Origin of the sequence: Pseudomonas sp. SJZ080 (assembly GCF_007828295.1) — a bacterium.
In the GTDB taxonomy this organism is placed as follows: Bacteria; Pseudomonadota; Gammaproteobacteria; order Pseudomonadales; family Pseudomonadaceae; genus Aquipseudomonas; species Aquipseudomonas migulae_A.
The window spans coordinates 35,080-59,124 of the sequence record NZ_VIUK01000011.1 but is presented as its reverse complement, the minus strand read 5'-3'; the positions used below and the strand labels follow the sequence as shown (position 1 = coordinate 59,124).

Annotated in this window: 22 protein-coding genes and 1 pseudogene; 10 read left to right on the top strand and 13 right to left on the bottom strand. The window is 60.0% G+C overall.

Annotated elements, in window-relative coordinates; genetic code table 11:
• Positions 1-59: 59 nt before the first annotated feature.
• From FBY04_RS16040 to FBY04_RS16010, 6 genes are all read right to left on the bottom strand, one after another.
• A complete protein-coding gene (locus FBY04_RS16040; RefSeq protein WP_084318470.1) occupies positions 60-323 on the bottom strand; it encodes a hypothetical protein in 264 nt (87 codons plus the stop codon).
• Between the two features lie 400 nt (positions 324-723).
• Positions 724-1,887 (bottom strand): gamma-butyrobetaine dioxygenase, encoded by a 1,164-nt coding sequence (locus FBY04_RS16030; protein WP_145315784.1) that lies wholly within the window; start codon positions 1,885-1,887, stop codon positions 724-726.
• Positions 1,888-1,900: 13 nt separating this feature from the next.
• The gene (locus FBY04_RS16025; RefSeq protein WP_145315783.1) at positions 1,901-2,377 is read right to left on the bottom strand and encodes a thioesterase family protein; all 477 of its coding nucleotides are present in this window, start codon (positions 2,375-2,377) and stop codon (positions 1,901-1,903) included.
• A 126-nt stretch (positions 2,378-2,503) separates the two neighbouring features.
• Entirely contained in the window at positions 2,504-3,469 is a 966-nt protein-coding gene (locus FBY04_RS16020; RefSeq protein ID WP_145315782.1) for an L-carnitine dehydrogenase, read from the bottom strand.
• 138 nt (positions 3,470-3,607) lie between these two features.
• Positions 3,608-4,495 (bottom strand): 3-keto-5-aminohexanoate cleavage protein, encoded by an 888-nt coding sequence (locus FBY04_RS16015; protein WP_017341199.1) that lies wholly within the window; start codon positions 4,493-4,495, stop codon positions 3,608-3,610.
• 75 nt (positions 4,496-4,570) lie between these two features.
• Positions 4,571-5,515 carry a choline ABC transporter substrate-binding protein gene (locus FBY04_RS16010; protein WP_145315781.1) on the bottom strand — a complete coding sequence of 315 codons (945 nt, stop codon included), beginning with the start codon at positions 5,513-5,515 and terminating at the stop codon, positions 4,571-4,573.
• A 210-nt stretch (positions 5,516-5,725) separates the two neighbouring features.
• Here FBY04_RS16010 and FBY04_RS16005 point away from each other — a divergent pair, with 210 nt between their 5' ends.
• Positions 5,726-6,673, top strand: a complete 948-nt coding sequence (locus FBY04_RS16005; RefSeq protein ID WP_145315780.1) for a GlxA family transcriptional regulator — start codon at positions 5,726-5,728, stop codon at positions 6,671-6,673.
• Between the two features lie 107 nt (positions 6,674-6,780).
• Here the strand turns inward: FBY04_RS16005 and FBY04_RS16000 are convergent, their stop codons facing one another.
• The 4 genes from FBY04_RS16000 to FBY04_RS15985 form a co-directional block, all read right to left on the bottom strand.
• On the bottom strand, positions 6,781-7,197 hold the full coding sequence (locus FBY04_RS16000; protein ID WP_084318463.1) for a DUF3010 family protein: 417 nt from the start codon (positions 7,195-7,197) through the stop codon (positions 6,781-6,783).
• Between the two features lie 32 nt (positions 7,198-7,229).
• Positions 7,230-7,553: a helix-turn-helix domain-containing protein gene (locus FBY04_RS15995; protein WP_145315779.1), complete on the bottom strand. Its 324-nt coding sequence runs from the start codon at positions 7,551-7,553 to the stop codon at positions 7,230-7,232.
• Entirely contained in the window at positions 7,537-7,791 is a 255-nt protein-coding gene (locus FBY04_RS15990; protein ID WP_145315778.1) for a type II toxin-antitoxin system RelE/ParE family toxin, read from the bottom strand. Before FBY04_RS15990 ends, FBY04_RS15995 begins: the two co-directional genes overlap by 17 nt.
• Before the next feature lie 214 nt (positions 7,792-8,005).
• The gene (locus FBY04_RS15985) at positions 8,006-8,407 is read right to left on the bottom strand and encodes a lysozyme inhibitor LprI family protein (protein ID WP_084318460.1); all 402 of its coding nucleotides are present in this window, start codon (positions 8,405-8,407) and stop codon (positions 8,006-8,008) included.
• Between the two features lie 234 nt (positions 8,408-8,641).
• On the opposite strand from FBY04_RS15985, the gene FBY04_RS15975 reads away from it, so the two are divergent.
• From FBY04_RS15975 to FBY04_RS15940, 8 genes and pseudogenes are all read left to right on the top strand, one after another.
• Positions 8,642-9,619, top strand: a complete 978-nt coding sequence (locus tag FBY04_RS15975) for a dipeptidase (RefSeq protein WP_008033250.1) — start codon at positions 8,642-8,644, stop codon at positions 9,617-9,619.
• Positions 9,620-9,697: 78 nt separating this feature from the next.
• Positions 9,698-10,228: a DUF5943 domain-containing protein gene (locus tag FBY04_RS15970; protein WP_007947752.1), complete on the top strand. Its 531-nt coding sequence runs from the start codon at positions 9,698-9,700 to the stop codon at positions 10,226-10,228.
• Between the two features lie 15 nt (positions 10,229-10,243).
• The gene (gene dgcA, locus FBY04_RS15965; protein WP_084318458.1) at positions 10,244-12,304 is read left to right on the top strand and encodes a dimethylglycine demethylation protein DgcA; all 2,061 of its coding nucleotides are present in this window, start codon (positions 10,244-10,246) and stop codon (positions 12,302-12,304) included.
• Positions 12,305-12,441: 137 nt separating this feature from the next.
• A complete protein-coding gene (gene dgcB / locus FBY04_RS15960; RefSeq protein WP_145315777.1) occupies positions 12,442-14,391 on the top strand; it encodes a dimethylglycine demethylation protein DgcB in 1,950 nt (649 codons plus the stop codon).
• Entirely contained in the window at positions 14,391-15,611 is a 1,221-nt protein-coding gene (locus tag FBY04_RS15955) for an electron transfer flavoprotein subunit alpha/FixB family protein (protein WP_084318456.1), read from the top strand. The genes dgcB and FBY04_RS15955 overlap by 1 nt, the downstream gene beginning before the upstream one ends.
• Positions 15,612-15,626: 15 nt before the next feature.
• Positions 15,627-16,397: an electron transfer flavoprotein subunit beta gene (locus FBY04_RS15950; RefSeq protein ID WP_084318455.1), complete on the top strand. Its 771-nt coding sequence runs from the start codon at positions 15,627-15,629 to the stop codon at positions 16,395-16,397.
• Between the two features lie 123 nt (positions 16,398-16,520).
• A complete protein-coding gene (locus FBY04_RS15945; protein ID WP_145315776.1) occupies positions 16,521-17,087 on the top strand; it encodes a GNAT family N-acetyltransferase in 567 nt (188 codons plus the stop codon).
• A 79-nt stretch (positions 17,088-17,166) separates the two neighbouring features.
• Positions 17,167-18,326 (top strand): annotated as a pseudogene (locus tag FBY04_RS15940) (retropepsin-like aspartic protease).
• 803 nt (positions 18,327-19,129) lie between these two features.
• On the opposite strand, the gene gbcA reads toward FBY04_RS15940, so the two are convergent.
• Positions 19,130-20,425, bottom strand: a complete 1,296-nt coding sequence (gene gbcA / locus FBY04_RS15935) for a glycine-betaine demethylase subunit GbcA (RefSeq protein WP_031319164.1) — start codon at positions 20,423-20,425, stop codon at positions 19,130-19,132.
• Positions 20,426-20,706: 281 nt separating this feature from the next.
• On the opposite strand from gbcA, the gene gbcB reads away from it, so the two are divergent.
• Positions 20,707-21,807: a glycine-betaine demethylase subunit GbcB gene (gbcB, locus tag FBY04_RS15925; RefSeq protein WP_084318452.1), complete on the top strand. Its 1,101-nt coding sequence runs from the start codon at positions 20,707-20,709 to the stop codon at positions 21,805-21,807.
• 120 nt (positions 21,808-21,927) lie between these two features.
• Here the strand turns inward: gbcB and FBY04_RS15920 are convergent, their stop codons facing one another.
• Together FBY04_RS15920 and FBY04_RS15915 are read right to left on the bottom strand one after the other, a co-directional pair.
• Positions 21,928-22,752, bottom strand: a complete 825-nt coding sequence (locus FBY04_RS15920) for an NAD(P)-dependent oxidoreductase (protein ID WP_145315775.1) — start codon at positions 22,750-22,752, stop codon at positions 21,928-21,930.
• Positions 22,753-22,911: 159 nt separating this feature from the next.
• Positions 22,912-23,952, bottom strand: coding sequence for a low specificity L-threonine aldolase (locus FBY04_RS15915; protein ID WP_084318450.1), 1,041 nt, complete (start codon positions 23,950-23,952; stop codon positions 22,912-22,914).
• Positions 23,953-24,045 lie beyond the last annotated feature (93 nt).

The following is a 24,045-nucleotide window of genomic DNA, read 5'->3' as shown; positions in this document are numbered from 1 at the left end:
GCAGCGCCTACAAAGATCGTTGTAGGAACTGCCGAAGGCTGCGATCTTTTGATCTTTTATCAGGCGCTACGGCTTTGCTGGTACTCCGCCAATGCCGGCAACAATTGCTTATCAATGGCCTGGCGCACGGCCGGCAGGATGGTCGCGCTGCTGGTGTACATCTGCTTGACCATGGTCCGCAGCGTCATCGCCTTTTCATCGTTCAAGCCCCGCACCGCGCACTCGCATGCCTGCTCGGCGGTGGAGCCGTTCGGTACTTGAAACCCCAACGATTTCAGCTGGCCCAACAGGTCTTCCTGGTCAATCAAATCGGCGTGCATCATGACGCAATCCTTCTTCAGGGAACGGTGTCGTGGTTCGATTCTCGTAGGGGCCGTTGGCGTCGGCAAGGACGATTTGTCGCAATGGCCGCAATACCTATGAACAGGTCGTTTTCGGCTAACTTGCGAGAGGGGAGAGTGGGCACACTGGATTCAGCTGGCTTCACGAAGGTTTGGTCACCCTCGCGCAACGGCTCCTCAACAGTACCTTCTGCCCCGATCCTGTCACGGCTTGATCGGGGCTTTTTTTGCCTGTGAGTCAGGCAGGGATGTGGTGTTTGGGCTGACGCCATCGCGAGCAAGCCGCTCCCACATTCAATCGCATTCCTTCTGAGGGAACTCGGTCGAATGTGGGAGCGGCGGTGCGACGATTCGACTTGCTCGCGATGAACGATGACGCGGTCTAGCGTTGCAATACGAGAATCCGCGACAACAGCTCATCCCGGTCGACATAGCATCCCTGGAAATGCCGGGCGCCCGTGGCGGGATCGAACGCATTGCGCGCATGGAGCGTGCGGCGGTTATCAAAGCACCACATCTCACCCGGATTAAGCCGCGTCATCACCCGGAATCGCGCCTCGCGGGTCATGGCGATAAACCGGCGATACGCACGATATAACCTGGGCATCTGCTCCACCGACGCATCGAACGGCCCGCGCAGAAAGTTCGCCATGCGGATTTCCGACACCTGCCCCAACGCATCCAGCGCAATGATCGGTGCGAGGCAGCGATAGTCGCTGTGACGGTCCTTGTTGCGAAACTCCACCGGGATTTCACACAAGGCTTTGAACGACTCGGGATCTTCCTCGCGCAACGCTTGGGCAATCGCGAAACCGTCGACAAAAATACTCTCGCCGCCGTCCGCGTCATTGACCAGGCAATGCAGGAATTGCAGGCCCGGTTGCAGCTCTCGGGTCGGCAGATCGCTGTGCAACGGCAGGTTGAAAGCGGTGTAGGCATTGCTGTCGGCATCGGCCTTGGATTGCACGTTGAACAGCACGCCGAAATTGCTCTCGCGGATGAAGGAAATCCGCTGGGCAATCAGCTTCAGCGAACCGGGCTCGGTGGGCACGCCGCGGACCTGGGTGAGGCCGATATCACGCACGGCCAGCAGCCACTGCAGCAAGGCGTCGTTGTCATTCATCAACGCCTGATAGTCAAACACCGGCAGCGGCAAATCGCTTCTCCAAAGCGTGGATTTGGGCTTGCCGGCCCGGCGTTCGGCGCGGGAGTCGTCGTCATAGGCATGAGCCCGCAGCCAGCCCGGATCAAAGCGGCTGAGGTGGCCGTCCTGCCACTGGACGCAGAGGCAGCCTTCGGCGTCGACACTCGTCTGTGCGGGTATCAGGTTTTCAGCCACATCGACGATTTCCAGCACCTGCTCACGGGTTACGGTGTAGACACATTGCGGGCACGGGCAGTTGTCCCGCAGCCATTGATGATGAAAGGGGCTGACACGGGTATCCGCCCATGTCACATGAATGCGATCCGCCAAGGCCTGCACGCCACTCAGCGCGCTGATCAACGGATAAGTACGAAAGTCGGCAAACGCAGCGGCGGTGTTCATGGCGATCTCCTTGTTATTTTTTTGCGGGTAGAGCGATCACTCGGCCAATGTAGTCGGGGGCAGGCAGGTCGGACTGTTCGGCAACGATGGCTTGCAGCTTGCCCAGCGTTGCTTCGCTGAACGGCGCAGATCGCGGCCCGGCGAGGTCGACGTGCAGCAGCATTTGTTCGTTGCCCGCCAGTTCCTTGTCATCGCCGACCAGATGCAGGCTGTGATAGAGGTGCAGGCGTTTGCTGTCGTGAGCAATGATCTGGGTGTGCACTTCAACGTCGGCGTCGAGCTTCACTTCGTGCAGGTAGTTGAGGTGCAGTTCGAGGGTGAACAACGAGTTGCCGCTGGCTTCGCGGTTGTTGCTGTCCATGCCCAGACGGTCCATCAGTGCATCGGTGGCGTAGCTGAAAATCAGCAGGTAAAACGCGTCGCGCAGGTGGCCGTTGTAGTCGACCCAGTCGGGGATGATGGTGGTGCTGTAAGTCGTAAGCGCGGGCATGCGATCAGTTCCTGAAGTAATGAGAACCTGTAGGAGCCGGCTTGCTGGCGATGGCGGCGGCGCGGTGTTCCTGTCAAACCGCGTTGACCTCATCGCCAGCAAGCCGGCTCCTACAGGGAGCGGTGGTTAGTCGGCGAACGCCATCCCATGCTTCTCTTTGGTGTTTTTCACCGCTTCCAGCACCGCCAGCAGGCAATCATCACGATAGCGCTCCAGCGCCGAAATGCTGTGTTTGCCCAGCTGGTCGCTGGTGCCATCCACCACATCATCAATCAATTTGTCGGTCAGCTCCGGTGCCGGCAGATAGGTCCACGGCAATTGCAGCGCCGGACCGAACTGAGCCATGAAGTGCCGCATGCCGGCATCGCCACCGGCCAGGGTGTAAGTCAAAAAGGTGCCCATGAACGACCAGCGCAGACCCGCGCCAAAACGGATCGCATCGTCGATTTCACCGGTCGTCGCCACACCGTCGTTCACCAGGTGCAACGCCTCGCGCCACAGTGCTTCGAGCAAACGGTCGGCGATAAAGCCTGGCACTTCCTTGCGCACATGCAGCGGACGCATGCCCAAGGATTCGTAGACTTTCATGGCCGCTTGAACGGCTTCCGGTGCGGTATTTTTTCCGCCAACCACTTCCACCAGCGGCAACAGATAAACCGGGTTGAACGGGTGGCCAACCACGCAGCGTTCGGGGTGGGTCGAGCTCTCGTAGAACTCGCTCGGCAACAGGCCCGAAGTGCTGGAGCCGATCAGTGCATCAGGCTTGGCCGCTGCGCTGATTTTGCTGTGCAGTTCCAGTTTCAGATCGAGGCGTTCCGGGGCACTTTCCTGAATGAAATCGGCATAGCGAACGCACTCTTCAATGGTCGCGACAAAGCGCAGGCGATCCTGCGAAGCGCCGGGTGCCAGGCCTTGCTTCTCCAGCGCACCCCAAGCATTGGCGACACGTTTGCGCAGGGCGGCTTCGGCGCCGGGCGCCGGGTCCCAGGCCACCACATCGAGACCGTGGGCGAGGGCGCGGGAGACCCAGCCGCTGCCGATGACACCGCTGCCCAGGGCGGCGAAGGTTTTGATTTCGGTAATAAAAGTCATGGCAACTTCCTGAAAGAATTCGGTGATCCTCTGTAGGCGCCGGCTTGCTGGCGATGGCGGCGCTCCTGCCACAAAAATGTGAAGGATGTACCTGCGTCATCGCCAGCAAGCCGGCTCCTACAGGGTTATGTGTCTGGCTCAGCCGCGCTTGGTCAGGCCCATTTTTGCCCGGCCTTCGGCCGGTGTCAGAACCCGGGCGCCGAGGCGGCTGAGGATTTCCGAGGCACGCTCGACCAGTTGGCCGTTGGTTGCCAGCACACCCTTGTCCAGCCAGATGTTGTCTTCCAGGCCGACCCGCACGTTGCCGCCGAGCAGCACCGCTTGTGCCGCCATCGGCATCTGCATGCGACCGATGCCGAAACCAGCCCACACGGCGTTGGCGGGCAGGTTGTCGACCATGGCTTTCATGGTGGTGGTATCAGCCGGCGCACCCCAAGGGATGCCCAGGCACAGCTGGAACAGCGGGTCGTCTAGCAGGCCTTCCTTGATCAACTGTTTGGCGAACCACAGGTGACCGGTGTCGAAGATTTCCAGCTCGGCCTTCACGCCCAGCTCTTGAATGCGTTTGGCGCCAGCACGCAGCTGCGCCGGGGTGGACACGTAAATGGTGTCGCCGTCGCCGAAGTTCAGGGTGCCGCAATCGAGGGTGCAGATTTCCGGCAGCAGTTCTTCTACGTGCGCCAGTCGGGTCAGCGGGCCGACCAGGTCGGTGTTCGGGCCGAACTCCATCGGGTTCTCGCCGGCGCCGATTTCCAGGTCGCCGCCCATGCCGGCGGTGAGGTTGACGATGATGTCGACGTCGGCCTCGCGGATGCGCTCCATCACTTCGCGGTACAGCGCCACGTCACGGCTGAACTTGCCGGTTTCCGGGTTGCGCACGTGGCAGTGGACGACCGTGGCGCCTGCTTTTGCTGCTTCTACTGCGGCAGCGGCGATCTGTTTCGGGGTGACCGGCACGTGTGGGCTTTTGCTGGTCGTGTCGCCAGCACCGGTAAGTGCGCAGGTGATGATGACGTCGTGGTTCATGAGGCGGGTTCCTTGCAGGCGTGATGATTCCGTTCGCAGCCCCGTAGGGCTGCGAGTCGGTGGTTCAATCGGGGTTTATTTGCTGGTCAGTTTCAAATTGTCAGCGGCCGGTTTGCCATCGAAAGTGGTTACACCTTCGAGCCACCGCTGTTTGTCTTGCGGGTGATCTTTCAGCCATTGTTTGGCCGATTCGAGCGCGTCCTTGTGATCCAGCAGCGGCTGCATCATCCGGCTCTCGTCTTCGGCGGTGTAGGTCAGGTTACTGAGCAATTTGCCGATGTTCGGGCACTGCTGTGCGTAGTTCGGCGCGGTGACGGTCCAGACCGTGGCCATCCCTTCATTCGGGCCCAGCGCGTCGTCGCTGCCGGTGAGGTAAGTCATCTGCACGTTGACGTTCATCGGGTGCGGCGCCCAGCCGAAGAACACCACGGCTTCCTTGCGGCGTACGGCGCGATCCACTGCCGCGAGCATGCCGGCCTCGCTGGACTCGACCAACTGGAACTTGCCGAGGCCAAACTGGTTCTTGGCGATCATCGCCTTGATCTGGGTGTTGGCGCCCGAGCCAGGCTCGATACCGTAAATCTTGCCGCCCAGTTCTTTCTCGAACTTGGCGATGTCGGCAAAGGTTTTAAGACCCTTGTCGGCAAGGTAGGTCGGTACGGCGAGGGTGGCGCGAGCGTCTTTCAGGCTTGGCGCTTCAAGGACCTTGACCTGATTGGCGTCGACGAACGGCGTGATGGTCTGGGTCATCAGCGGGTTCCAGTAGCCCAGGAACAGGTCCAGGCGCTGGTCGCGGATCCCGGCAAAAATGATTTGCTGGGACGCGCTGGTTTGTTTGGTGTTGTAGCCGAGGCCGTCGAGCAGGACCTGGGTCATGGCGCTGGTGGCGATTACATCGGTCCAGTTCACGACGCCCATGCGCACGTTCTGGCATGAAGCAGGTTCGGCCGCCATGACACTGGCGCTCAGGAAAGCGGTACCGCTGAGTGCAAGAACACAGCTGCTGATCAGTCGTTTCATCTCAGGTTTCCTCGGCAGTTCGTTATTGTGGGGCCCGGCATCTTCGTGCGCCGGTGATGACCAAGTTACGCACCAACGCCCCCGTTAAAACGCACTGCGGCGACCAGCTCTTGCACTGCAGCGACCTGACCTCTTGAATGCCGCGTGCAAGTGGCGTATCAACAGCACACGCTCCCCTCCCTCTCGTTACCCGCGAATCGAGTGCGCTCCATGTCCCAGGATTTCTACTTCATGTTGATGCCGGGTTTTTCGGCCATCGGTTTTATCTCGGCCATCGAGCCGTTGCGGGTCGCCAATCGTTTTCGCGGCGAGCTGTATCGCTGGCATGTACTGAGCGCGGACGGCGGGGCGGTGCTGGCCAGTAACGGCATGTCGGTCAATGCCGACGCGGCACTGGAGCCGCTGAAGAAAGGCGCGACGTTATTGGTGGTCGCGGGTTTCGAGCCGCTGAAATTCGCCACCCCGGCGCTGGAACACTGGCTGCGCCGGCTCGATAACGAAGGCGTGACCCTTGGCGCCATCGACACTGGCAGCTTCGTCCTCGCCGAAGCCGGCCTGCTCGACGGCCATCGCCTGACCCTGCACTGGGAAGCCATCGACGCCTTCAAGGAATCTTATCCACAGCTCAGCGTCACCCAGGAACTGTTCGAGATCGATCGTCGGCGCATCACCTCCGCCGGCGGCACGGCGTCCATCGACCTGATGCTCGACCTCATCGCTCAGGCCCACGGCCCGGAACTGGCAATCCAGGTCAGCGAACAGTTCGTACTCGGCCGCATCCGCCCGCGCAAAGACCACCAGCGCATGGAAGTCGCCACGCGGTACGGCATCAGCAACAAGAAGCTCGTGCATGTGATCGGCGAGATGGAACAGCACAGCGAACCGCCGCTGACCACGCTGGAGTTGGCGGAATCGATCAAAGTGACGCGGCGGCAGCTGGAGCGGTTGTTCAGGCTGCATTTGAACGACACGCCGAGCAATTTCTACCTGCGGCTAAGGCTGGAAAAGGCACGGCAGTTGTTGCGGCAGACCAATATGAGTGTGCTGGAGGTGAGTATCGCGTGCGGGTTTGAGTCGCCGTCGTATTTCACCCGCAGTTATCGGGCGCGGTTTGAGCGGTGTCCGCGCGAGGACCGGCGACAAACACAGAAGGCCTGACGCGGGCCCTTGCAGGAGCCGGCTTGCTGGCGATAGCGGTCTCAAGATCTGCGTAGATTTTTAGGGCCTCATCGCCAGCAAGTCGGCTCCTGCAGGGGGCGGGGCGTTTACTTTTTCATTAGGGCAGAACAGGCCGCTTTGAATGCCTCATGCTGATACTTGTTCAGTGTCCCCGGCAGCTCAAAATCAAACTTCTTGTTCTGTGCATTGATCGTCTGCGGCGACAGCAACGTCACCTCGCAACTCTCCAGCAACTGAAAAATACCCTCGATCTTGAACGTCGTCGGGCCACCCGCGAATTCGCCTTTCTTGCTGCGTTTCTTGATCGCGATCCGGTCGATGGAGTTCTCACGGACAAACGACGCGACCTGAGCGGCAAACACCTTGACGTTGGCGGCCTCGTCGTCATCGTCGAGGGCGATTTTCTTGGTATTGAGCGCGACGTGGCTCAGCACCTGATCGTCGAGGGACGCCACGGCGATGATCGCTTCGCTGCCTTTGATTTCGATGCCGCAGAATTTCATGTCGATCCCTTTCACAAATGGTTGTGTGCAGCCTACAGCTCAAGTTGACTGGCCGTGATGCCAAACGCCGCGGCAATTTTCTCGCGGGTGGCTTTGCGCGGTTTTGCAACCGTCTCTTGCTGGGCGAAGGCCGGCTGGGAAATACCCATGCGTTTGGCTACTTCATCCTGGGTAAGGTTCAGGTGTTCGCGCCAGGCGCGAATCGGTGTTGCGCCACCGACGATACGGCTGACGACTTCGTGGGGAATCAGATCGGGTTCAATCTTCTGCGCCACATATTGCGCGTAGGGAATGACCACGAAAGCAGGGTTGCCCTCCGCGTCGTTGATGATTTGAACGTCAGTAGGTGCGTTCATCGCGTTTTTTGACCTCTTGAATACTGACCACTTTGATTGCGCCATCCCAGTCGAACATGACTCGATAATTACCCACTCGAAGTCGATAGGCGTAGTCATGACCGACCAGTGCTTTGACATTGACGATGTCAGGCATGTCAGTCAGCACCGCGACGGCATCACGGACCTGGATCTGGTGAGCGGAATGCAATTTCAGAAGCTGCTTAACGGCCTTTCGAGTCCAGTGAATGCTGTTCATTAGAGAATATAAGTCTTTTATAAGATTTTCCAATCGTTACTTATATTTCTCTCTTGGCCAATTAACGAAGCATGTCGGGATATTGCCCCACTGTCAGGGTCTGTTGCGAGGTGTTGGGAGCGCTGTAGGCTTGGTCAGCGAGGTTTGTAGGAAACAGCATTTCTTGAGGGCCGAAAGCTGGCGAAGTTGCCAGCTTTCCGACGGAAGTTCGGGGTCACTCCTGCCCAATCGACTCCAAAAATTCCGACCGCTCATCACTCATCCGCGCCACGCAATCATTTTGCGCAATGGTGAACGCCTTGCTGCCGCTGGTCGCTGGAAACGCTTCAACCGCGCAATCCGCGTCCCGGGTTTTCAGCCATTGTTGCTGGGCTGCCTTGATTTTGGCGGTGATGTCGGCCAGTTGCGTCGGGCTCTTGCCGTAGAGCGTTTGCATGCGCTCGGTCAGGCTTTGATAGTTGTCCTTGAGCAGGTCTTCGGCGGTGGTTCGGCTGTAGATCGAGCATTCCAGGGTCTGGACGTCGTTTTCGACCGCGTCGCAGGGGTTGGTGTCGGACTCTTCAGCCGCCTGTACGCCGGTCGCTATCAGTGCCATTGCCAGTAAGATCGATTTCATTGCGTCTCAGCCCTTTTTTTGGCCCAAATTCCGTAATGCCGCGAATTCTGGCCCATGCGTAAGCCCTTGAACAGGTGGCCTGTGACGTTCAACGACGACCCTTTGTCGCGGATTGACGCTTTCGGCAAACCCTCTGTCGTTTTTGCACCCGGCTGCACCGGTCCTCAGGCATATGCTGGCCCCAAAGCGCCGGCACACGATTCGGCGCATGAATCGCTAATAGGGGACAGCCTGATGAGCCCAGCCGAATTGCACGCCGACAGCATCGTTATCGACGGGCTGATTATTGCCAAGTGGAACCGCGAGCTGTTTGAAGACATGCGCAAGGGCGGTCTGACCGCGGCCAACTGCACCGTGTCGGTGTGGGAGGGCTTTCAGGCCACCGTCAACAACATCGCCGCCAGCCAGAAGCTGATTCGCGAGAACAGCGACCTGGTGATTCCGGTGCGCACCACGGCCGACATCCGTAAAGCCAAGGAGCAGGGCAAGACCGGCATCCTCTTCGGCTTCCAGAATGCGCACGCGTTTGAAGACCAGATCGGCTATGTCGAGGTGTTCAAGCAGCTCGGCGTCGGTATCGTGCAGATGTGCTACAACACCCAGAACCTGGTCGGTACCGGTTGCTATGAGCGCGATGGCGGTCTGTCGGGCTTCGGTCGTGAAATCGTTGCCGAGATGAACCGCGTTGGCGTCATGTGCGACCTGTCCCACGTCGGTTCGAAAACGTCCGAAGAAGTCATCCTCGAATCCAAGAAGCCGGTCTGCTACTCCCACTGCCTGCCGTCGGGTCTGAAAATTCACCCGCGCAACAAATCCGATGAAGAACTGAAGTTCATCGCCGATCACGGCGGTTTCGTCGGCGTGACCATGTTCGCGCCGTTCCTGGCCAAGGGCATCGACTCGACCATCGACGACTACGCCGAAGCCATCGAATACACCATGAACATCGTCGGCGAAGACGCCATCGGCATCGGCACCGACTTCACCCAGGGCCATGGCCAGGACTTCTTCGAATACCTGACCCATGACAAGGGCTATGCCCGCCGTCTGACCAGCTTCGGCAAGATCATCAACCCGCTGGGCATCCGCACCGTCGGCGAGTTCCCGAACCTGACCGAAACCCTGCTCAAGCGCGGCCATTCCGAGCGCGTGGTCCGCAAGATCATGGGCGAGAACTGGGTCAACGTCCTCAAGGACGTCTGGGGCGAGTAAGCCGCCGCACCTCTGAATCCTTTCCCCTGGCCTTGCGTGCCGGGGGCAACAGCAAAATTTTTCTGGAGTTAAGTTTCCATGGCCAAGATCGCCCCGCAATTGCCAATCGAAGTCGACAGCGAAACCGGTGTCTGGACCTCCGACGCCCTGCCGATGCTGTACGTACCACGTCACTTCTTCGTCAACAACCACATGGGTATCGAGGAAGTGCTGGGCGCCGAAGCCTACGCCGAAATCCTTTACAAGGCTGGCTACAAATCCGCCTGGCACTGGTGTGAAAAAGAAGCTGAATGCCACGGCCTGGAAGGCGTCGCGGTGTTCGAGCACTACATGAAACGCCTGTCGCAACGCGGCTGGGGCCTGTTCAAGATCCAGGACATCGACCTCGACAAAGGCACCGCCAGCGTCAAGCTCGAACACTCGGCGTTCGTCTACGTCTACGGCAAGGTCGGGCGCAAGGTCGACTACATGTTCACTGGCTGGTTTGCCGGTGCCATGGACCAGATCCTGCAGGCCCGCGGCAGCAAGATTCGTACGGTTGCCGAGCAAGTCTACGGTGGCTCCGAAGAAGGCCACGACGACGGTTTGTTCACCGTCAAGCCGTTGTAAGTCGAGGACCCCGCCATGGCTTTCGAAGCAATGTTCCAGCCGATCCAGATCGGCAAACTGACCATCCGCAACCGCGTGCTCAGCACCGCGCACGCCGAGGTCTACGCGACCGACGGCGGCATGACCACCGACCGGTACGTCAAGTATTACGAAGAGAAAGCCAAGGGCGGGATCGGCCTGGCGATTTGTGGCGGTTCTTCCAGTGTGGCCATCGACAGCCCGCAAGGCTGGTGGAAGTCGGTCAACCTGGCCGACGACCGGATCATTCCGCACTTCCAGAACCTGGCTGATGCCATGCACAAGCATGGCGCCAAGATCATGATCCAGATTACTCACATGGGCCGTCGTTCCCGCTGGGACGGCGAGCACTGGCCAACCTTGCTGTCGCCGTCGGGCATCCGTGAACCGGTGCACCGCGCGACCTGCAAAACCATCGAGCCGGAAGAAATCTGGCGCGTGATCGGCAACTACGCGAGCGCTGCGGCACGTGCCAAGGCCGGTGGCCTCGACGGCGTCGAACTGTCCGCCGTGCACCAGCACATGATCGACCAGTTCTGGAGCCCGCGGGTCAACAAGCGTACCGACGAATGGGGCGGCAGCTTCGAGAACCGCATGCGTTTCGGCCTGGAAGTGATCAAGGCTGTGCGGGCTGAAGTCGGCCCGGATTTCTGCGTCGGCATCCGTCTGTGCGGTGATGAGTTCCACCCGGACGGCTTGTCCCACGAGGACATGAAGCAGATCGCCAAGTACTACGACGACACCGGCATGATCGACTTCATCGGCGTGGTCGGCTCGGGTTGCGACACCCACAACACCCTGGCCAACGTTATCCCGAACATGAGTTATCCACCGGAGCCGTTCCTGCATTTGGCCGCTGGTATCAAGGAAGTGGTGAAGGCGCCGGTTCTGCATGCGCAGAACATCAAGGACCCGAACCAGGCGACCCGTATTCTGGAAGGCGGCTACGTGGACATGGTCGGCATGACCCGCGCCCACATCGCCGACCCGCACCTGATCGCCAAGATCAAGATGGGCCAGGTCGACCAGATCAAACAATGCGTCGGCGCCAACTATTGCATCGACCGTCAGTATCAAGGTCTGGACGTGTTGTGCATCCAGAACGCTGCGACCTCCCGTGAATACATGGGGGTGCCGCACATCATCGAGAAATCCACCGGGCCGAAACGCAAAGTCGTGGTGGTCGGTGCCGGCCCTGCCGGGATGGAAGCCGCTCGTGTATCCGCCGAACGTGGCCACGACGTGACCCTGTTCGAGAAGAAAGAGTTCATCGGCGGGCAGATCACGACCGCGTCGAAAGCCCCGCAACGGGACCAGATTGCCGGGATCACCCGTTGGTTCCAGCTGGAACTGGCGCGTCTGAAAGTCGACCTGCGCCTGGGCGTGGCCGCCGATGCGGCAACCATTCTCGACCTGCGTCCGGACGTGGTGGTGCTCGCCGTTGGCGGTCACCCGTTCCTGGAGCAGAACGAACATTGGGGCGCGGCTGAAGGCCTGGTGGTCAGCAGCTGGGACATCCTCGACGGCAAGGTTGCACCCGGCAAGAACGTGCTGGTCTACGACACCATTTGCGAGTTCACCGGGATGTCGACCGCCGACTTCCTCGCCGACAAGGGCTGCCAGGTCGAGATCGTCACCGACGACATCAAGCCAGGCGTAGCGATTGGCGGCACCTCGTTCCCGACGTACTACCGCAGCATGTACCCGAAAGAAGTGATCATGACCGGGGACATGATGCTGGAGAAGGTCTACCGCGAAGGCGACAAGCTGGTGGCGGTGCTGGAAAACGAATACACCGGCGCCAAAGAGGAGCGGGTGGTGGACCAGGTCGTCGTCGAAAACGGCGTGCGTCCGGACGAAGAAATCTACTACGCCATGAAGGAAGGCTCGCGCAACAAAGGCCAGATGGACATCGAAGCCCTGTTCGCGATCAAGCCACAACCTTCGTTGAGCCAGGCGGGCGACGGCTACTTGCTGTTCCGCATCGGCGACTGCGTGGCACAGCGCAACACCCACGCGGCGATCTACGACGCGCTGCGGTTGTGCAAGGATTTCTAAGCCAATCTCCTGTAGGAGCCGGCTTGCTGGCGATGAACGATAACGCGGACTGCCTGATTCACCGCGGCGTTTGAATCGCCAGCAAGCCGGCTCCTACAAGGCCCATGCAAAACCCCGAGGTCTTTGGGAGCTTCACCATGTTGAACACCCTTCTTCCAATCCTGTTGTTCGTTGCCCTGGGCCTTGCGGTTCTGGGCGCGTTGCGGCGGGTGGCTATGTGGCGCCGGGGCCGGGCTTCGAAAGTCGACCTGATCGGTGGCCTGTTCGCCATGCCCAAGCGCTACATGGTCGACTTGCACCACGTCGTCGCGCGGGACAAATACATCGCCAACACCCACGTCGCCACGGCCGGTGGTGCGGTGGCATCCGCTGTGCTGGCGATTCTGGTGCACGGGTTCGGCCTGCATAACCGCTTCCTCGGTTACGCGCTGTTGCTGATGACGGCCGTGATGTTCGTCGGTGCGATCTTCGTGTACCTGCGCCGGCGCAACCCACCGGCCCGTTTGTCCAAAGGCCCGTGGATGCGTTTGCCGAAAAGCTTGCTGGCATTTTCGGCGTCGTTCTTCCTGGTGACCCTGCCAGTGGCAGGCATCCTGCCGGAAAACTTCGGTGGCTGGATCCTGGTCGTGATCCTCGGGCTCGGCGTGCTCTGGGGCGTCTCGGAATTGTTCTTCGGCATGACCTGGGGCGGGCCGATGAAGCACGCCTTCGCCGGTGCGCTGCACCTGGCCTGGCACCGCCGCGCCGAACGTTTTGGCGGTGGTCGTTCCACCGGTTTGAAGCCGCTGGACCTCAACGATCCAAGCGCACCGCTGGGCGTGGAAAAGCCCAAGGATTTCACCTGGAACCAACTGCTCGGTTTTGACGCCTGCGTGCAGTGCGGCAAGTGCGAAGCCGCGTGCCCGGCATTCGCCGCCGGTCAGCCGCTGAACCCGAAAAAGCTGATTCAAGACATGGTCGTTGGCCTCGCCGGTGGCACCGACGCCAAGTTTGCCGGCAGCCCGTATCCGGGCAAAGCGATCGGCGAACACGCCGGCAATCCGCATCAACCGATCGTCAACGGTCTGGTGGACGCTGAAACCTTGTGGTCCTGCACCACTTGCCGTGCCTGCGTCGAGGAATGCCCGATGATGATCGAGCACGTCGATGCCATCGTCGACATGCGCCGCCATCTGACCCTGGAAAAAGGCGCGACCCCGAACAAGGGTGCCGAAGTCCTGGAAAACCTGATCGCCACCGACAACCCGGGCGGTTTCGCGCCGGGCGGGCGGATGAACTGGGCGGCGGACTTGAACCTCAATCTGATGAGCGAGAAGAAGTCGGTCGACGTGCTGTTCTGGGTCGGCGACGGTGCCTTCGACATGCGCAACCAGCGCACCTTGCGCGCCTTCGTCAAAGTGCTGAAAGCGGCCAAGGTCGACTTCGCGGTGCTCGGTCTTGAAGAGCGCGACAGCGGTGACGTGGCCCGGCGTCTGGGCGACGAAGCCACCTTCCAGTTGTTGGCCAAACGCAACATCCAGACCCTGGCCAAGTACAGCTTCAACCGCATCGTCACCTGCGACCCGCACAGCTTCCACGTGCTGAAAAACGAGTACGGCGCCTTCGACGGCAACTACGTCGTGCAGCACCACAGCACCTACATGGCGGAAATCATCAGCGCTGGCGCACTCAATCTCGGCCAGCACAAAGGCAACAGCGTGACCTATCACGACCCGTGCTACCTCGGTCGCTACAACGGCGAATACGAGGCGCCGCGTGAGGTGCTGCGTGCGCTGGGGATCGAGGTCAAGGAAATGCAACGCTCCGGTTTCCGCTCGCGCTGCTGCGGCGGCGGTGGCGGTGCGCCGATCACCGACATTCCGGGCAAGCAACGGATCCCCGACATGCGCATGGAAGACATCCGCGAAACCGGTGCCGAACTGGTGGCCGTGGGCTGCCCACAGTGCACCGCGATGCTCGAAGGCGTGGTCGAACCGCGTCCGCTGATCAAGGACATCGCCGAACTGGTGGCGGACGCGCTGCTTGAAGACGCAGCCCCAAGCAAACCGACCACACCGGCCCAACGTGAACCTGCGGAGGCCCACTGATGAGCGACATTATCCGCCGCGACCCCCGCGCCGAATGGATTGCCCGTAACCGCCTGCACCCGCTGCATGCGGCCATGCAACCGGCGCAACACAGCTGGATGGGGCCGAATGGCGTCATCCGCAAAAATCCCCATGGCATCGGTTTCATCGGCCCGAACGGCATTAAACGGATCGACCGCAGTGGCGCTCAGCAGGGCGGGGCGACCAAACGCTCGGCCGCTGTTGAAGTGCAATTGCCGCTGCATCAAGTGCCTGCACCTGCGTTTTACATCAGCGTGGTGCCGGACATGGTCGGCGGCCGCTTGAGCAGCCACGACCGCGATTTGCTCGGACTGGCGCATCAATTGGCCGGCAAAGATGGCGCGGTATTGGCCGTGGTCTTCGGCGAACACAAGGAGAGCGCCTTCGCCACCGCTGGCGTCGATCGCTTGCTGGTACTCGAAGGCGAGGAATTCAGCGGTTATGCACCGGAACAACGGGTCCAGGGCCTGCGGGCTGTGGATAACCAGTTCAGCCCGCGCCATTGGCTGCTGCCGGACAGCCGCAGCGGTGGCGGCGAACTCGGTCGACGCTTTGCCGCTGCACTGGGCGAACGCCCGGCCACGCGGGTCTGGCAGGTCAAGGATCAGGAATGCATTGGCCGCGCCGGTGCTGGCTTGCAAGACCTTGCGCGCCCGGTTGCACGCTTGATCCTGGCTGCCGTCGAATGTGCCGAACCCGTCAGCGAAACCCGACACGAAGCCTTGCCGGTGGAGTTATCCACAACCGTGGCCCGCAGCCTGTCGCGGATCGAGGATCTGGGCGCTGTGGCCGTGGACCCGGCGGCGATTCCGATGGCCGAAGCCGAGTTCATCTTCTCCGGCGGCAACGGGGTCAAGGACTGGGGACTTTTCCACAGGACCGCCCAAGCCCTTGGCGCCACCGAAGGCGCGTCCCGCGTGGCAGTGGACGATGGTTTCATGGCGCGCGACCGTCAGGTCGGTGCGTCCGGCACCTGGGTCACCGCGCGCGTTTACGTGGCGGTGGGGATTTCCGGGGCGATCCAACACCTGCAAGGCATCGGTGCCTGCGACAAGGTGGTGGCGATCAACCTCGACCCTGGCTGCGACATGATCAAACGGGCCGACCTGTCGGTGATCGGCGAGAGCGCCGAGATACTTCAAGCCTTGATCGCGGCGGTAGAGGCTTACCGCAACGAAGCCAAGCGCGATGCGGCTTAAGGGAAGGAAAGGGTTATGAGCACGAAAATCATCAGCCTGGTGTCCATCGGCGCCCACCCGACTTCCGGCCGGCCACGTCGCGCGGAGCAGGATGCGCGGGCCGTGGAACTGGGTCTGCAACTGGCTGGGGATAACCTGCAAGTGCTGCATGCCGGCGACGTCGCGGAACCGGCGTTGCGCGCTTACCTAGGCATGGGCCTGGAACAGCTGCATGTGCTGGAACAACCGCAGGGCGCCGATGCATTGCCGGCGTTGACCGCCTATTTGCGCGACGCGGGTGCGCAAGTCGTGCTGACCGGCAGCCAGGCTGAAACCGGTGAAGGCTCGGGCATGCTGCCGTTTCTGCTGGCGGAAAGCCTCGGCTGGCCGCTGGTGGTCGGGCTGGCGCAGGTCGAGTCCATCGACGGCAATTCGGCCCTGGTGCTGCAAGCCTTGCCCCGTGGCCAGCGTCGTCGTTTGAAGGTACGGCTGCCGTTTCTCGCGACAGTGGATAACGCGGCGCCGAAGCCTCGGCAGAGCGCCTACGGCCCGGCTCGGCGCGGGGTGTTGCAGGCGGATGAAGTCGAAGTGATCGACGATGAACTGCTGGCGGTCGCTACATTGCAACCTGCCAAACCGCGGCCTAAACGCTTGAAAGTGATCAAAGCCAAAAGCGGCGCAGACCGGATGAAAGCCGCGACGGCCAAGGCCAGTGGCGGCGGCGGACAAGTGCTCAAAGGCGTGACCGCGCAAGCGGGTGCCGAGGCGATTCTCAAGTTGTTGATCGAAGAAGGCGTGGTTCGCTGACTCACAACCACCACACATCAAAATGTGGGAGCGGGCTTGCTCGCGAACGCGGAGTCTCGGTCGACATTAAAATTGCCTGACACACCGCGTTCGCGAGCAAGCCCGCTCCCACAAGGGAAAACCATGACCGTAAAATTTCGTTCGGCCCAGCGCGCGGATGCGCGGGAGATTGCTCGTCTGTTCCAGATTTCGTCAGAGGGGGCTTCGGATTACATCTGGAGCCAACTGGCAGAGCCGGGCCAGGATCTGTTGGAAGTGGGGGCCAGTCGCTACGCCCGCGACGATGTGGATTTCTCCTGGCAGAACTGCCTGATTGCCGAAGCAGACGGGCAGGTCGTCGGCATGATGCACAGCTACACAATGCGTCACGATCCCCTGGCCGAACCCACCACCGACCCGGTGCTGGCGCCATATGCCGACATGGAAATCCCCGATACGCTCTACATCTCCAGCCTGGCGCTGCACGAAGGCTGGCGAAATCAGGGCCTGGGCAAACAGTTCCTCGCGCACGCTCACGAGCGCGCCAGCCAGTTGGGCCTCAAGGGGTTGAGCCTGATCGACTACGCCGTCAACACCGGTGCCCGTCGGTTTTACGAGCGCCATGGCTTTCGAATCGTCGATACCTGCCAGATCACCCCTCACCCGATGATTCGGGTGACCGGTGAGGCCTACCTCATGCAGTGGCCCTAGTGAACTACATTTCTCTATGAGCTGCCCGAACTGGCAGCAGCGCTAATTCAAACAACGCGGTTTCAGGCATGGGTCGATCATGAGCGCGGTCAATCGGCGTGTGCCATGTCTGATCTGTGCCCTGATGGTTTTTCTCTGTGTCTCCACGAATTCGACGGCCGATAGGGAAGCGCCGGATTTCTATACATGGATCGAGTCTGAACCGGGGCGCAGCGCTTCCCTGGCGCAGATGAAGCAGCAGTGCGACGACGTACGCGATCCTGAAAAAAACCTGAAGTGTTCAGTGTCCGTTCTCGCCAGAATGTTCGAGGACAAGGCCGCCAACCAGCTTCCCGATTACTACCTGGCGATCAAGCGCCGTCACGCCGGGGCCATCGCGAATGACCCTGAGCTCAAACCGTTGTTTTCCATGTTCGGCAGCGAATCGCTCGCGATCTTGCGTCAGGTCGCCGATTTCTCGGTGACCCAAACAAAGCACCACGAAGTACTGCCGATCCATCCTTACCCCAGTGACGGCCACTCGACCGACGAAGTGTTGCCCTACATCGACGTCAAAGCGGCCAATGGGGTTTCGGCGCGCTTCATTCTTGATACGGGAGCCCCTCAAACACGGGTCAACACTGAAACTGCGAAGTTGATGGGCATCAGGTTATTGACCGACTCCCATTAGGCTACAGCACGTTCTACGGTGAGCGAGACCTGGCAGCCCAACTGGGAATCCTGGAGTCCCTGAAGATAGGTACACGCGAATTCAGGAATGTCCTGGTGTTTGTCAGTGACCGGGATAACTTGTTGGGGCTTGATCTGATCGGTAAGTCAGGGCGTTTGAAGGTCACGAAAAAGACCCTGGAGATTAACGCGGCACCGCCCACGCGATGTGATTCGCCCATCACCTACGCGCGCATGGACATCAATCAACGACTGACCATTGCCGCGCGGCTGGATCGTCGGGCAACGCTGGCGATTATCGACACCGGCAATGTGGACTACCTGACCTCGTCCTTGCCCGGCCATTCACCGGACAACGTCACGCCGAGTCACCGGACCTACAGGGGCGAGTTGAGCCTGGCCGGACGCATCCGGTCGATCACCTACAAATACTACCCGGACTACACAATTCCGCCGTCCATGCTGCTCGGGCAGTACGTGCCTTCGATCCTGCTCGGCTGGGGGGCGTTCAATGACTATGAGCTGAATCTGGATATCGTCTCGGGCCCGTCTTGTTTCAACAGGGTTTGATGACGGTTACCCACAATCCCTGTTAGCGCTTCTGTGGATAACATGTTCGCCCTTCGCTGCACGCCATGGTATTCAAGCCCTGCAAGCCTTCGTACAAAAAACAACCAGCCTAACTTACGGTTTTTACGGGCTTTTTCCCGAGGATAAGTTTAGGCGGGCAACAATACTTGCCCCCAATCTCTGTTGGCGCTTCTGTGGATAAGATGTTCGCTGTCGGCTGCAGGCCTTGTAAAACGGGGCTTTCAGGTGTCTGATTAAAAAACAACCAAATCACCGCTTTACGCTGATAAGTCTCTCGCAAAGCCCGATTTATCGCGGCTTCCGGCGGTTTTCCACAGATTTGCCAAAGTTGCCCCCAAAGTCTGTTGGCGCTTCTGTGGATAAGGTGTTCGCCATCCTCCACAGGCCACGTATTGCTTAGCTTTCAGGGGGGTGGTCAAAAAACAGTCAATCGCTGTTCAAAACCCTGCTTCTGGATAAATCACGGATTTTCTTCGGTTTCTGTGGAGAAACTTATGGGTTTTCACACACTTGTCCCCATTAGCTGTGGGTGGAGGTGTGGATAACTTGTTTGCTGAAGGCTGGAAGCCACGAACGGCATAGCGCTGAGCGCAATAGATCATATTTCGTACAGATCTATGGAGGGGAGGGTATGGAGAAAGAAAGGCGGTGACCATTCGGGTGCCTTCGCGAGCAAGCCCGCTCCCACACTTGACCGTGTTGACCACAAGATTTGTGCACAACGTAGATCCAATGTGGGAGCGGCGGTGCGACGATTCGACTTGCTCGCGAAGCTTTTGCTTTTAGCCTTGAACCGGAACCCCTTTGAGGTACGGCGCAGGCTCAGCACCAAGGTTGTTCAACAGACGCTCGCTGTACCAGTCCACAAAGTTCACCACACCAAACTCATAGGTCTTGGAATAAGGCCCTGGCTGGTAAGCAGTGGAGTTGATCCCGCGCTGGTTCTCTTCGGCCAGGCGACGATCCTGATCGTTGGTGGCATCCCAGACCTGGCGCATGCGCTCCACGTCGTAGTCCACGCCTTCGACCGCGTCCTTGTGCACGATCCACTTGGTGGTGACCATGGTTTCCTGCGCGCTGATCGGCCATACGGTGAACACAATGATGTGGTCGCCCATGCAGTGGTTCCACGAGTGCGGCAGGTGCAGGATGCGCATCGAGCCCAGGTCCGGGTTCTTGATGCGGCCCATGAGTTTGGCGCAGCCCTGTTTGCCGTCCATGGTCATCGACACGGTGCCCTTGAGCAGCGGCATGCGCACGATGCGGTTACGCAGGCCGAAACTGGCGTGGGCGTAAGGGATCTTCTCGGCTTCCCAGGCAGCGGCGGAGGCTGCGACGTGATCCTTGAACGCCTGATCGGCGCGCGGGTCGGTGACGTCGTCCCATTCCAGCAGGGTTTTCAGCAATTCCGGGTGCGACGCGTTGCAGTGGTAGCACTCGCGGTTGTTTTCCAGCACCAGCTTCCAGTTGGCCTTTTCCATCAAGGTGGTTTGCACCGCCACCTTGGTGTTTTCCATGTCGTACGGTTCCATGTAATGGTTGAGCGTCGACAGGAAGTCATCAATGGCCGGCGGGTTCTCCGACAGGCTGATGAAGATGTAGCCACCGGCAGTCTTCACGTTCACCGGCTTGAGGCCGTACTGCTTCATGTCGAAGTCGGCGCCCATTTCAGTGCCGGCGAACAGCAGGCGACCGTCCAGTTCGTATGTCCACTGGTGGTAGTGGCAGACCAGCTTGGCAACCTTGCCTTTTTCACTGGTGCACAGCCGCGAACCGCGGTGGCGGCAGACGTTGTGGAACGCATGCACCACGCCCTCGGCACCGCGAATCACGATGATCGGGTTCTTGCCGACCTGCAGGGTCAGGTAGTTGCCCTTGGTCGGGATTTCGCAGGTCATGCCGGCGATCAACCACTCTTTCTGGAAGATCTCCTGCATGTCGATATCAAACAGCCGCTCGTCAGAGTAAAACGGCTGCGGCAGCGAGAAAGTACGTTCGCGCTCTTGCAGCATCTGCGCGGTGGCCTTGCGTGCGGGTTCCAGTGGATCGCCCAGGCTCAGGGTAGTGGTGACGTCCATCGTGTGTTTCCTCAAGGCCATCTGCGTGGCCGCGAAAGTGGCTGATCAGGTTTGCTACGCAAGGTGTAAAGGTTGTGTCTTGGTATGGAGCGAGTGTGGGGCCGGCGCTGGCCAGAACCTTATCCATGGGCGACATGGCCCAATCTGTTCCCGACGCGCAACCCCCGGTATATGCGGGCTGGTCGCGATAAGTATGTGAATGTCGCAGATAGGTAAATGGGTGTTCTGCGCTATACGCAGAATCGCCAACATAAGGCCGACCATCGGCGGTGGAGAACAGCATGTCCAACAGCTTCCTGAATCCGGTAACCACCCAGACCTGGGCCAATGGCCGACACATCGTCCGTTGCGTCAAAGTCATCCAGGAAACCTGGGATGTGCGCACCTTCTGTTTTATGGCTGACCAGCCGATCCTGTTCTTCTTCAAGCCCGGGCAGTTCGTCACCCTGGAGCTGGAAATCGAAGGCGTGCCGATCATGCGCTCCTACACCATTTCCAGCTCGCCGTCGGTGCCGTACAGCTTCTCGGTAACGATCAAGCGCGTGCCGGGCGGCAAGGTCTCCAACTGGCTGCACGACACCCTGCATGAAGGCCAGGAACTGGCAGTGCACGGGCCGGTCGGGCTATTCAACGCCATGGACTTTCCCGCGCCCAAGGTCCTGTACCTCAGCGGCGGCGTCGGCATCACACCTGTCATGTCCATGGCGCGCTGGTTCTACGACACCAACGGCAACGTCGACATGGTGTTTATCCACAGCGCCCGTTCGCCCAAAGACATCATTTATCACCGCGAGCTGGAACACATGGCGTCGCGAATCGACAACTTCAGCCTGCACCTGATCTGCGAGAAGCATGGTCTGGGCGAGCCGTGGGCCGGTTATCGCGGTTACCTGAACCACAAGATGCTTGAACTGATGGCACCGGACTTCATGGAGCGCGAAGTGTTCTGCTGCGGGCCGACGCCGTACATGAACGCGGTGAAGCGCATGCTCGAAGCCGTCGGTTTCGACATGAAGCGGTATCACGAGGAGTCCTTCGGTGCCACGCCACCGGAAGCCCGTGCCGATGCGGTGGAGCAAGCCGAAATTGCCGCAGATGCACCGGACATCGACGTGGCGGATCTGCACCAGGTGGAATTCACCGCGTCCGGCAAGAGCATTCGCGTTGCACCGGGGGAAACGGTCCACGCCGCTGCTGCCAAGCTGGGTCTGTTGATTCCAAAGGCCTGCGGGATGGGGATCTGCGGGACGTGCAAGGTGATGAAGCTGGGAGGCGAGGTCGAGATGGACCACAACGGCGGGATCACCGAGGAAGACGAAGCCGAGGGATACATTCTTTCGTGCTGCAGCGTGCCGAAGGGTGATGTGCGCATCGAGTTTTAACGCACACCGCAAAACCAAATGTGGGAGCGGGCTTGCTCGCGAAGGCGTACTGACAGTCAACACTGATGTTGACTGATCCGGCGCTTTCGCGAGCAAGCCCGCTCCCACAGGGGTGGTATTTCAGTCGACAAACAGGTCTGGCATCAGGTTGTCGGTGGAGCCCGGCTCAAACCGATACCCTTCAAAATCCGTCACCCCGTTTTCCCGCAGAATCTCCTCATCAATCAGCAACCGCCCGGTAATGCTGCGACCGCTGCTGTCCAGAATCACATGGGCGGCGTCCGCCATGATCGCCGGTGTGCGCGCATGTTTGAAGGACTCGCGAGAACCCAGCTGAAACTCGATGGCGGCGGTGGCGATCATGGTTTGCGGCCACAGCGAGTTGACGCTGATGCCGTAATTCCTGAATTCCTCGCTCATGCCCAGCGTGAGCATGCTCATGCCGTATTTGGTTACGGTGTACGGGCTGTATTGGGCGAACCATTTGGTGGCCAGGTTGAGTGGCGGTGACAGATTGAGGATATGGCCGCTGCTCTTCTTCAAATAGGGCAGGGCGGCCTGACTGCACAGCAACACGGCGCGGGTGTTGATCTGGTGCATCAGGTCAAAGCGCTTGAGTTCGATGTGCTGAACGCCGGTCAGCTTGATTGCGCCGGCGTTGTTGATCAGCGCATCAATACCGCCGAAATGTTCGTTGGCCCGGGCCAAGGCTTCACGCACCGCTACTTCATCGCGCACATCCACCTGCAAGGCCAGTGCCTTGCCTCCCACCGCTTCGACTTCCTTCGCGACGCTGAAAATCGTGCCCGGCAGCTTCGGATGCGGTTCGGCACTTTTGGCCGCAATCACAATGTTGGCCCCATCCCGCGCAGCCCGCAGTGCGATCTCACGGCCAATCCCGCGACTGGCGCCAGTAATGAACAGGGTTTTGCCTTGTAATGACATGCGTGCGCTCCTGATTATTGTTATGTGAGCGACTTAATGTAGACCAAGGCGTGGTCACCTGTAGAAGCCGGCTTGCTGGCGAACGCTGCAATGCGGCATGTCTGACACACCGCCATCGCCAGCAAGCCGGCCCCTACAAGTTGTCGTGTGTCAGATGGCTTATCTCGACATGACTTCGCGGATATCCGCCGCCAGTTCGCGAACGCGCTCTTCCTCGGTGTCCCACGAGCACATGAAGCGTGCGCCACCGTTGCCGATGAAGGTGTAGAAGCGCCAGCCTTTGGCGGTCAGTGCGGCGATGGCCGGTTCCGAAAGTTGCAGGAACACGCCGTTGGCCTGCACCGGGAACATCAGTTCCACGCCGGGAATGTCGCTGACCAGCTCGGCCAGCAACTGCGCGCAATGGTTGGCGTGGCGGGCGTATTTGAGCCAGGCGTCGTTTTCCAGAATCCCGACCCACGGCGCCGAGAGGAAGCGCATCTTGGACGCCAGCTGACCGGCCTGCTTGCAGCGGTAGTCGAAGTCTTCGGCCAGTTTGTGGTTGAAGAACAGAATCGCTTCACCTACGGCCATGCCGTTTTTCGTGCCGCCGAAGCACAGGACATCGACCCCGGCTTTCCAGGTCAGGTCCGCTGGCGAGCAACCAAGAAATGCGCAGGCGTTGGAGAAGCGTGCGCCGTCCATGTGCAGGTTCAGGCCCAGTTCTTTGCACGTGGCACTGATGGCGCGGATTTCTTCCGGGGTATAGACGCTGCCGACTTCGGTGGCTTGGGTCAGGGTCACGACGCGCGGTTTCGGGTAGTGGATGTCCTGGCGCTTGAGGGCCACTTCGCGGATCGATTCCGGGGTCAGCTTGCCGTTTTCGGTGCGGGCGACCAGCAGTTTGGAGCCGTTGGAGAAGAATTCCGGCGCGCCGCATTCGTCGGTTTCGACGTGAGCGGTTTCCGAGCAGATTACGCTGTGGTAACTCTGGCACAGCGACGACAGGGCCAGTGAGTTGGCGGCGGTGCCGTTGAAGGCGAAGAACACTTCACAGTCGGTTTCGAACAATTTGCGGAATTGATCGGACGCGCGGGCGGTCCATTCATCGTCGCCGTAGGCGCGCTGGTGGCCGTGGTTGGCCAGTTCCATCGCCGCCCAGGCTTCAGGGCAGATACCGGAATAGTTGTCGCTGGCGAATTGTTGGCTCTTATCGGTCATAGCCCTGCTTTCCGTGGTCGGGGCGCTTATGGTGAAGCGCCTCGTGGTCAATGATGGTGCGCACTTTACCGAAGATCATCCGGGGAGCACACA

Coding starts and splice junctions, on each gene's coding strand:
- FBY04_RS16040 (WP_084318470.1), bottom strand. CDS start 323: ATGATGCACGCCGATTTGATTGACCAGGAAGACCTGTTGGGCCAGCTG.
- dgcB (WP_145315777.1), top strand. CDS start 12,442: ATGTTGAACACCCTTCTTCCAATCCTGTTGTTCGTTGCCCTGGGCCTT.
- FBY04_RS15915 (WP_084318450.1), bottom strand. CDS start 23,952: ATGACCGATAAGAGCCAACAATTCGCCAGCGACAACTATTCCGGTATC.
- FBY04_RS16000 (WP_084318463.1), bottom strand. CDS start 7,197: ATGAAATTCTGCGGCATCGAAATCAAAGGCAGCGAAGCGATCATCGCC.
- FBY04_RS16010 (WP_145315781.1), bottom strand. CDS start 5,515: ATGAAACGACTGATCAGCAGCTGTGTTCTTGCACTCAGCGGTACCGCT.
- FBY04_RS16020 (WP_145315782.1), bottom strand. CDS start 3,469: ATGACTTTTATTACCGAAATCAAAACCTTCGCCGCCCTGGGCAGCGGT.
- FBY04_RS15990 (WP_145315778.1), bottom strand. CDS start 7,791: ATGAACAGCATTCACTGGACTCGAAAGGCCGTTAAGCAGCTTCTGAAA.
- gbcA (WP_031319164.1), bottom strand. CDS start 20,425: ATGGACGTCACCACTACCCTGAGCCTGGGCGATCCACTGGAACCCGCA.
- FBY04_RS15950 (WP_084318455.1), top strand. CDS start 15,627: ATGAGCACGAAAATCATCAGCCTGGTGTCCATCGGCGCCCACCCGACT.
- FBY04_RS16005 (WP_145315780.1), top strand. CDS start 5,726: ATGTCCCAGGATTTCTACTTCATGTTGATGCCGGGTTTTTCGGCCATC.
- FBY04_RS16015 (WP_017341199.1), bottom strand. CDS start 4,495: ATGAACCACGACGTCATCATCACCTGCGCACTTACCGGTGCTGGCGAC.
- FBY04_RS15970 (WP_007947752.1), top strand. CDS start 9,698: ATGGCCAAGATCGCCCCGCAATTGCCAATCGAAGTCGACAGCGAAACC.
- FBY04_RS15995 (WP_145315779.1), bottom strand. CDS start 7,553: ATGAACGCACCTACTGACGTTCAAATCATCAACGACGCGGAGGGCAAC.
- dgcA (WP_084318458.1), top strand. CDS start 10,244: ATGGCTTTCGAAGCAATGTTCCAGCCGATCCAGATCGGCAAACTGACC.
- FBY04_RS15955 (WP_084318456.1), top strand. CDS start 14,391: ATGAGCGACATTATCCGCCGCGACCCCCGCGCCGAATGGATTGCCCGT.
- FBY04_RS15945 (WP_145315776.1), top strand. CDS start 16,521: ATGACCGTAAAATTTCGTTCGGCCCAGCGCGCGGATGCGCGGGAGATT.
- FBY04_RS16030 (WP_145315784.1), bottom strand. CDS start 1,887: ATGAACACCGCCGCTGCGTTTGCCGACTTTCGTACTTATCCGTTGATC.
- gbcB (WP_084318452.1), top strand. CDS start 20,707: ATGTCCAACAGCTTCCTGAATCCGGTAACCACCCAGACCTGGGCCAAT.
- FBY04_RS15985 (WP_084318460.1), bottom strand. CDS start 8,407: ATGAAATCGATCTTACTGGCAATGGCACTGATAGCGACCGGCGTACAG.
- FBY04_RS15975 (WP_008033250.1), top strand. CDS start 8,642: ATGAGCCCAGCCGAATTGCACGCCGACAGCATCGTTATCGACGGGCTG.
- FBY04_RS16025 (WP_145315783.1), bottom strand. CDS start 2,377: ATGCCCGCGCTTACGACTTACAGCACCACCATCATCCCCGACTGGGTC.
- FBY04_RS15920 (WP_145315775.1), bottom strand. CDS start 22,752: ATGTCATTACAAGGCAAAACCCTGTTCATTACTGGCGCCAGTCGCGGG.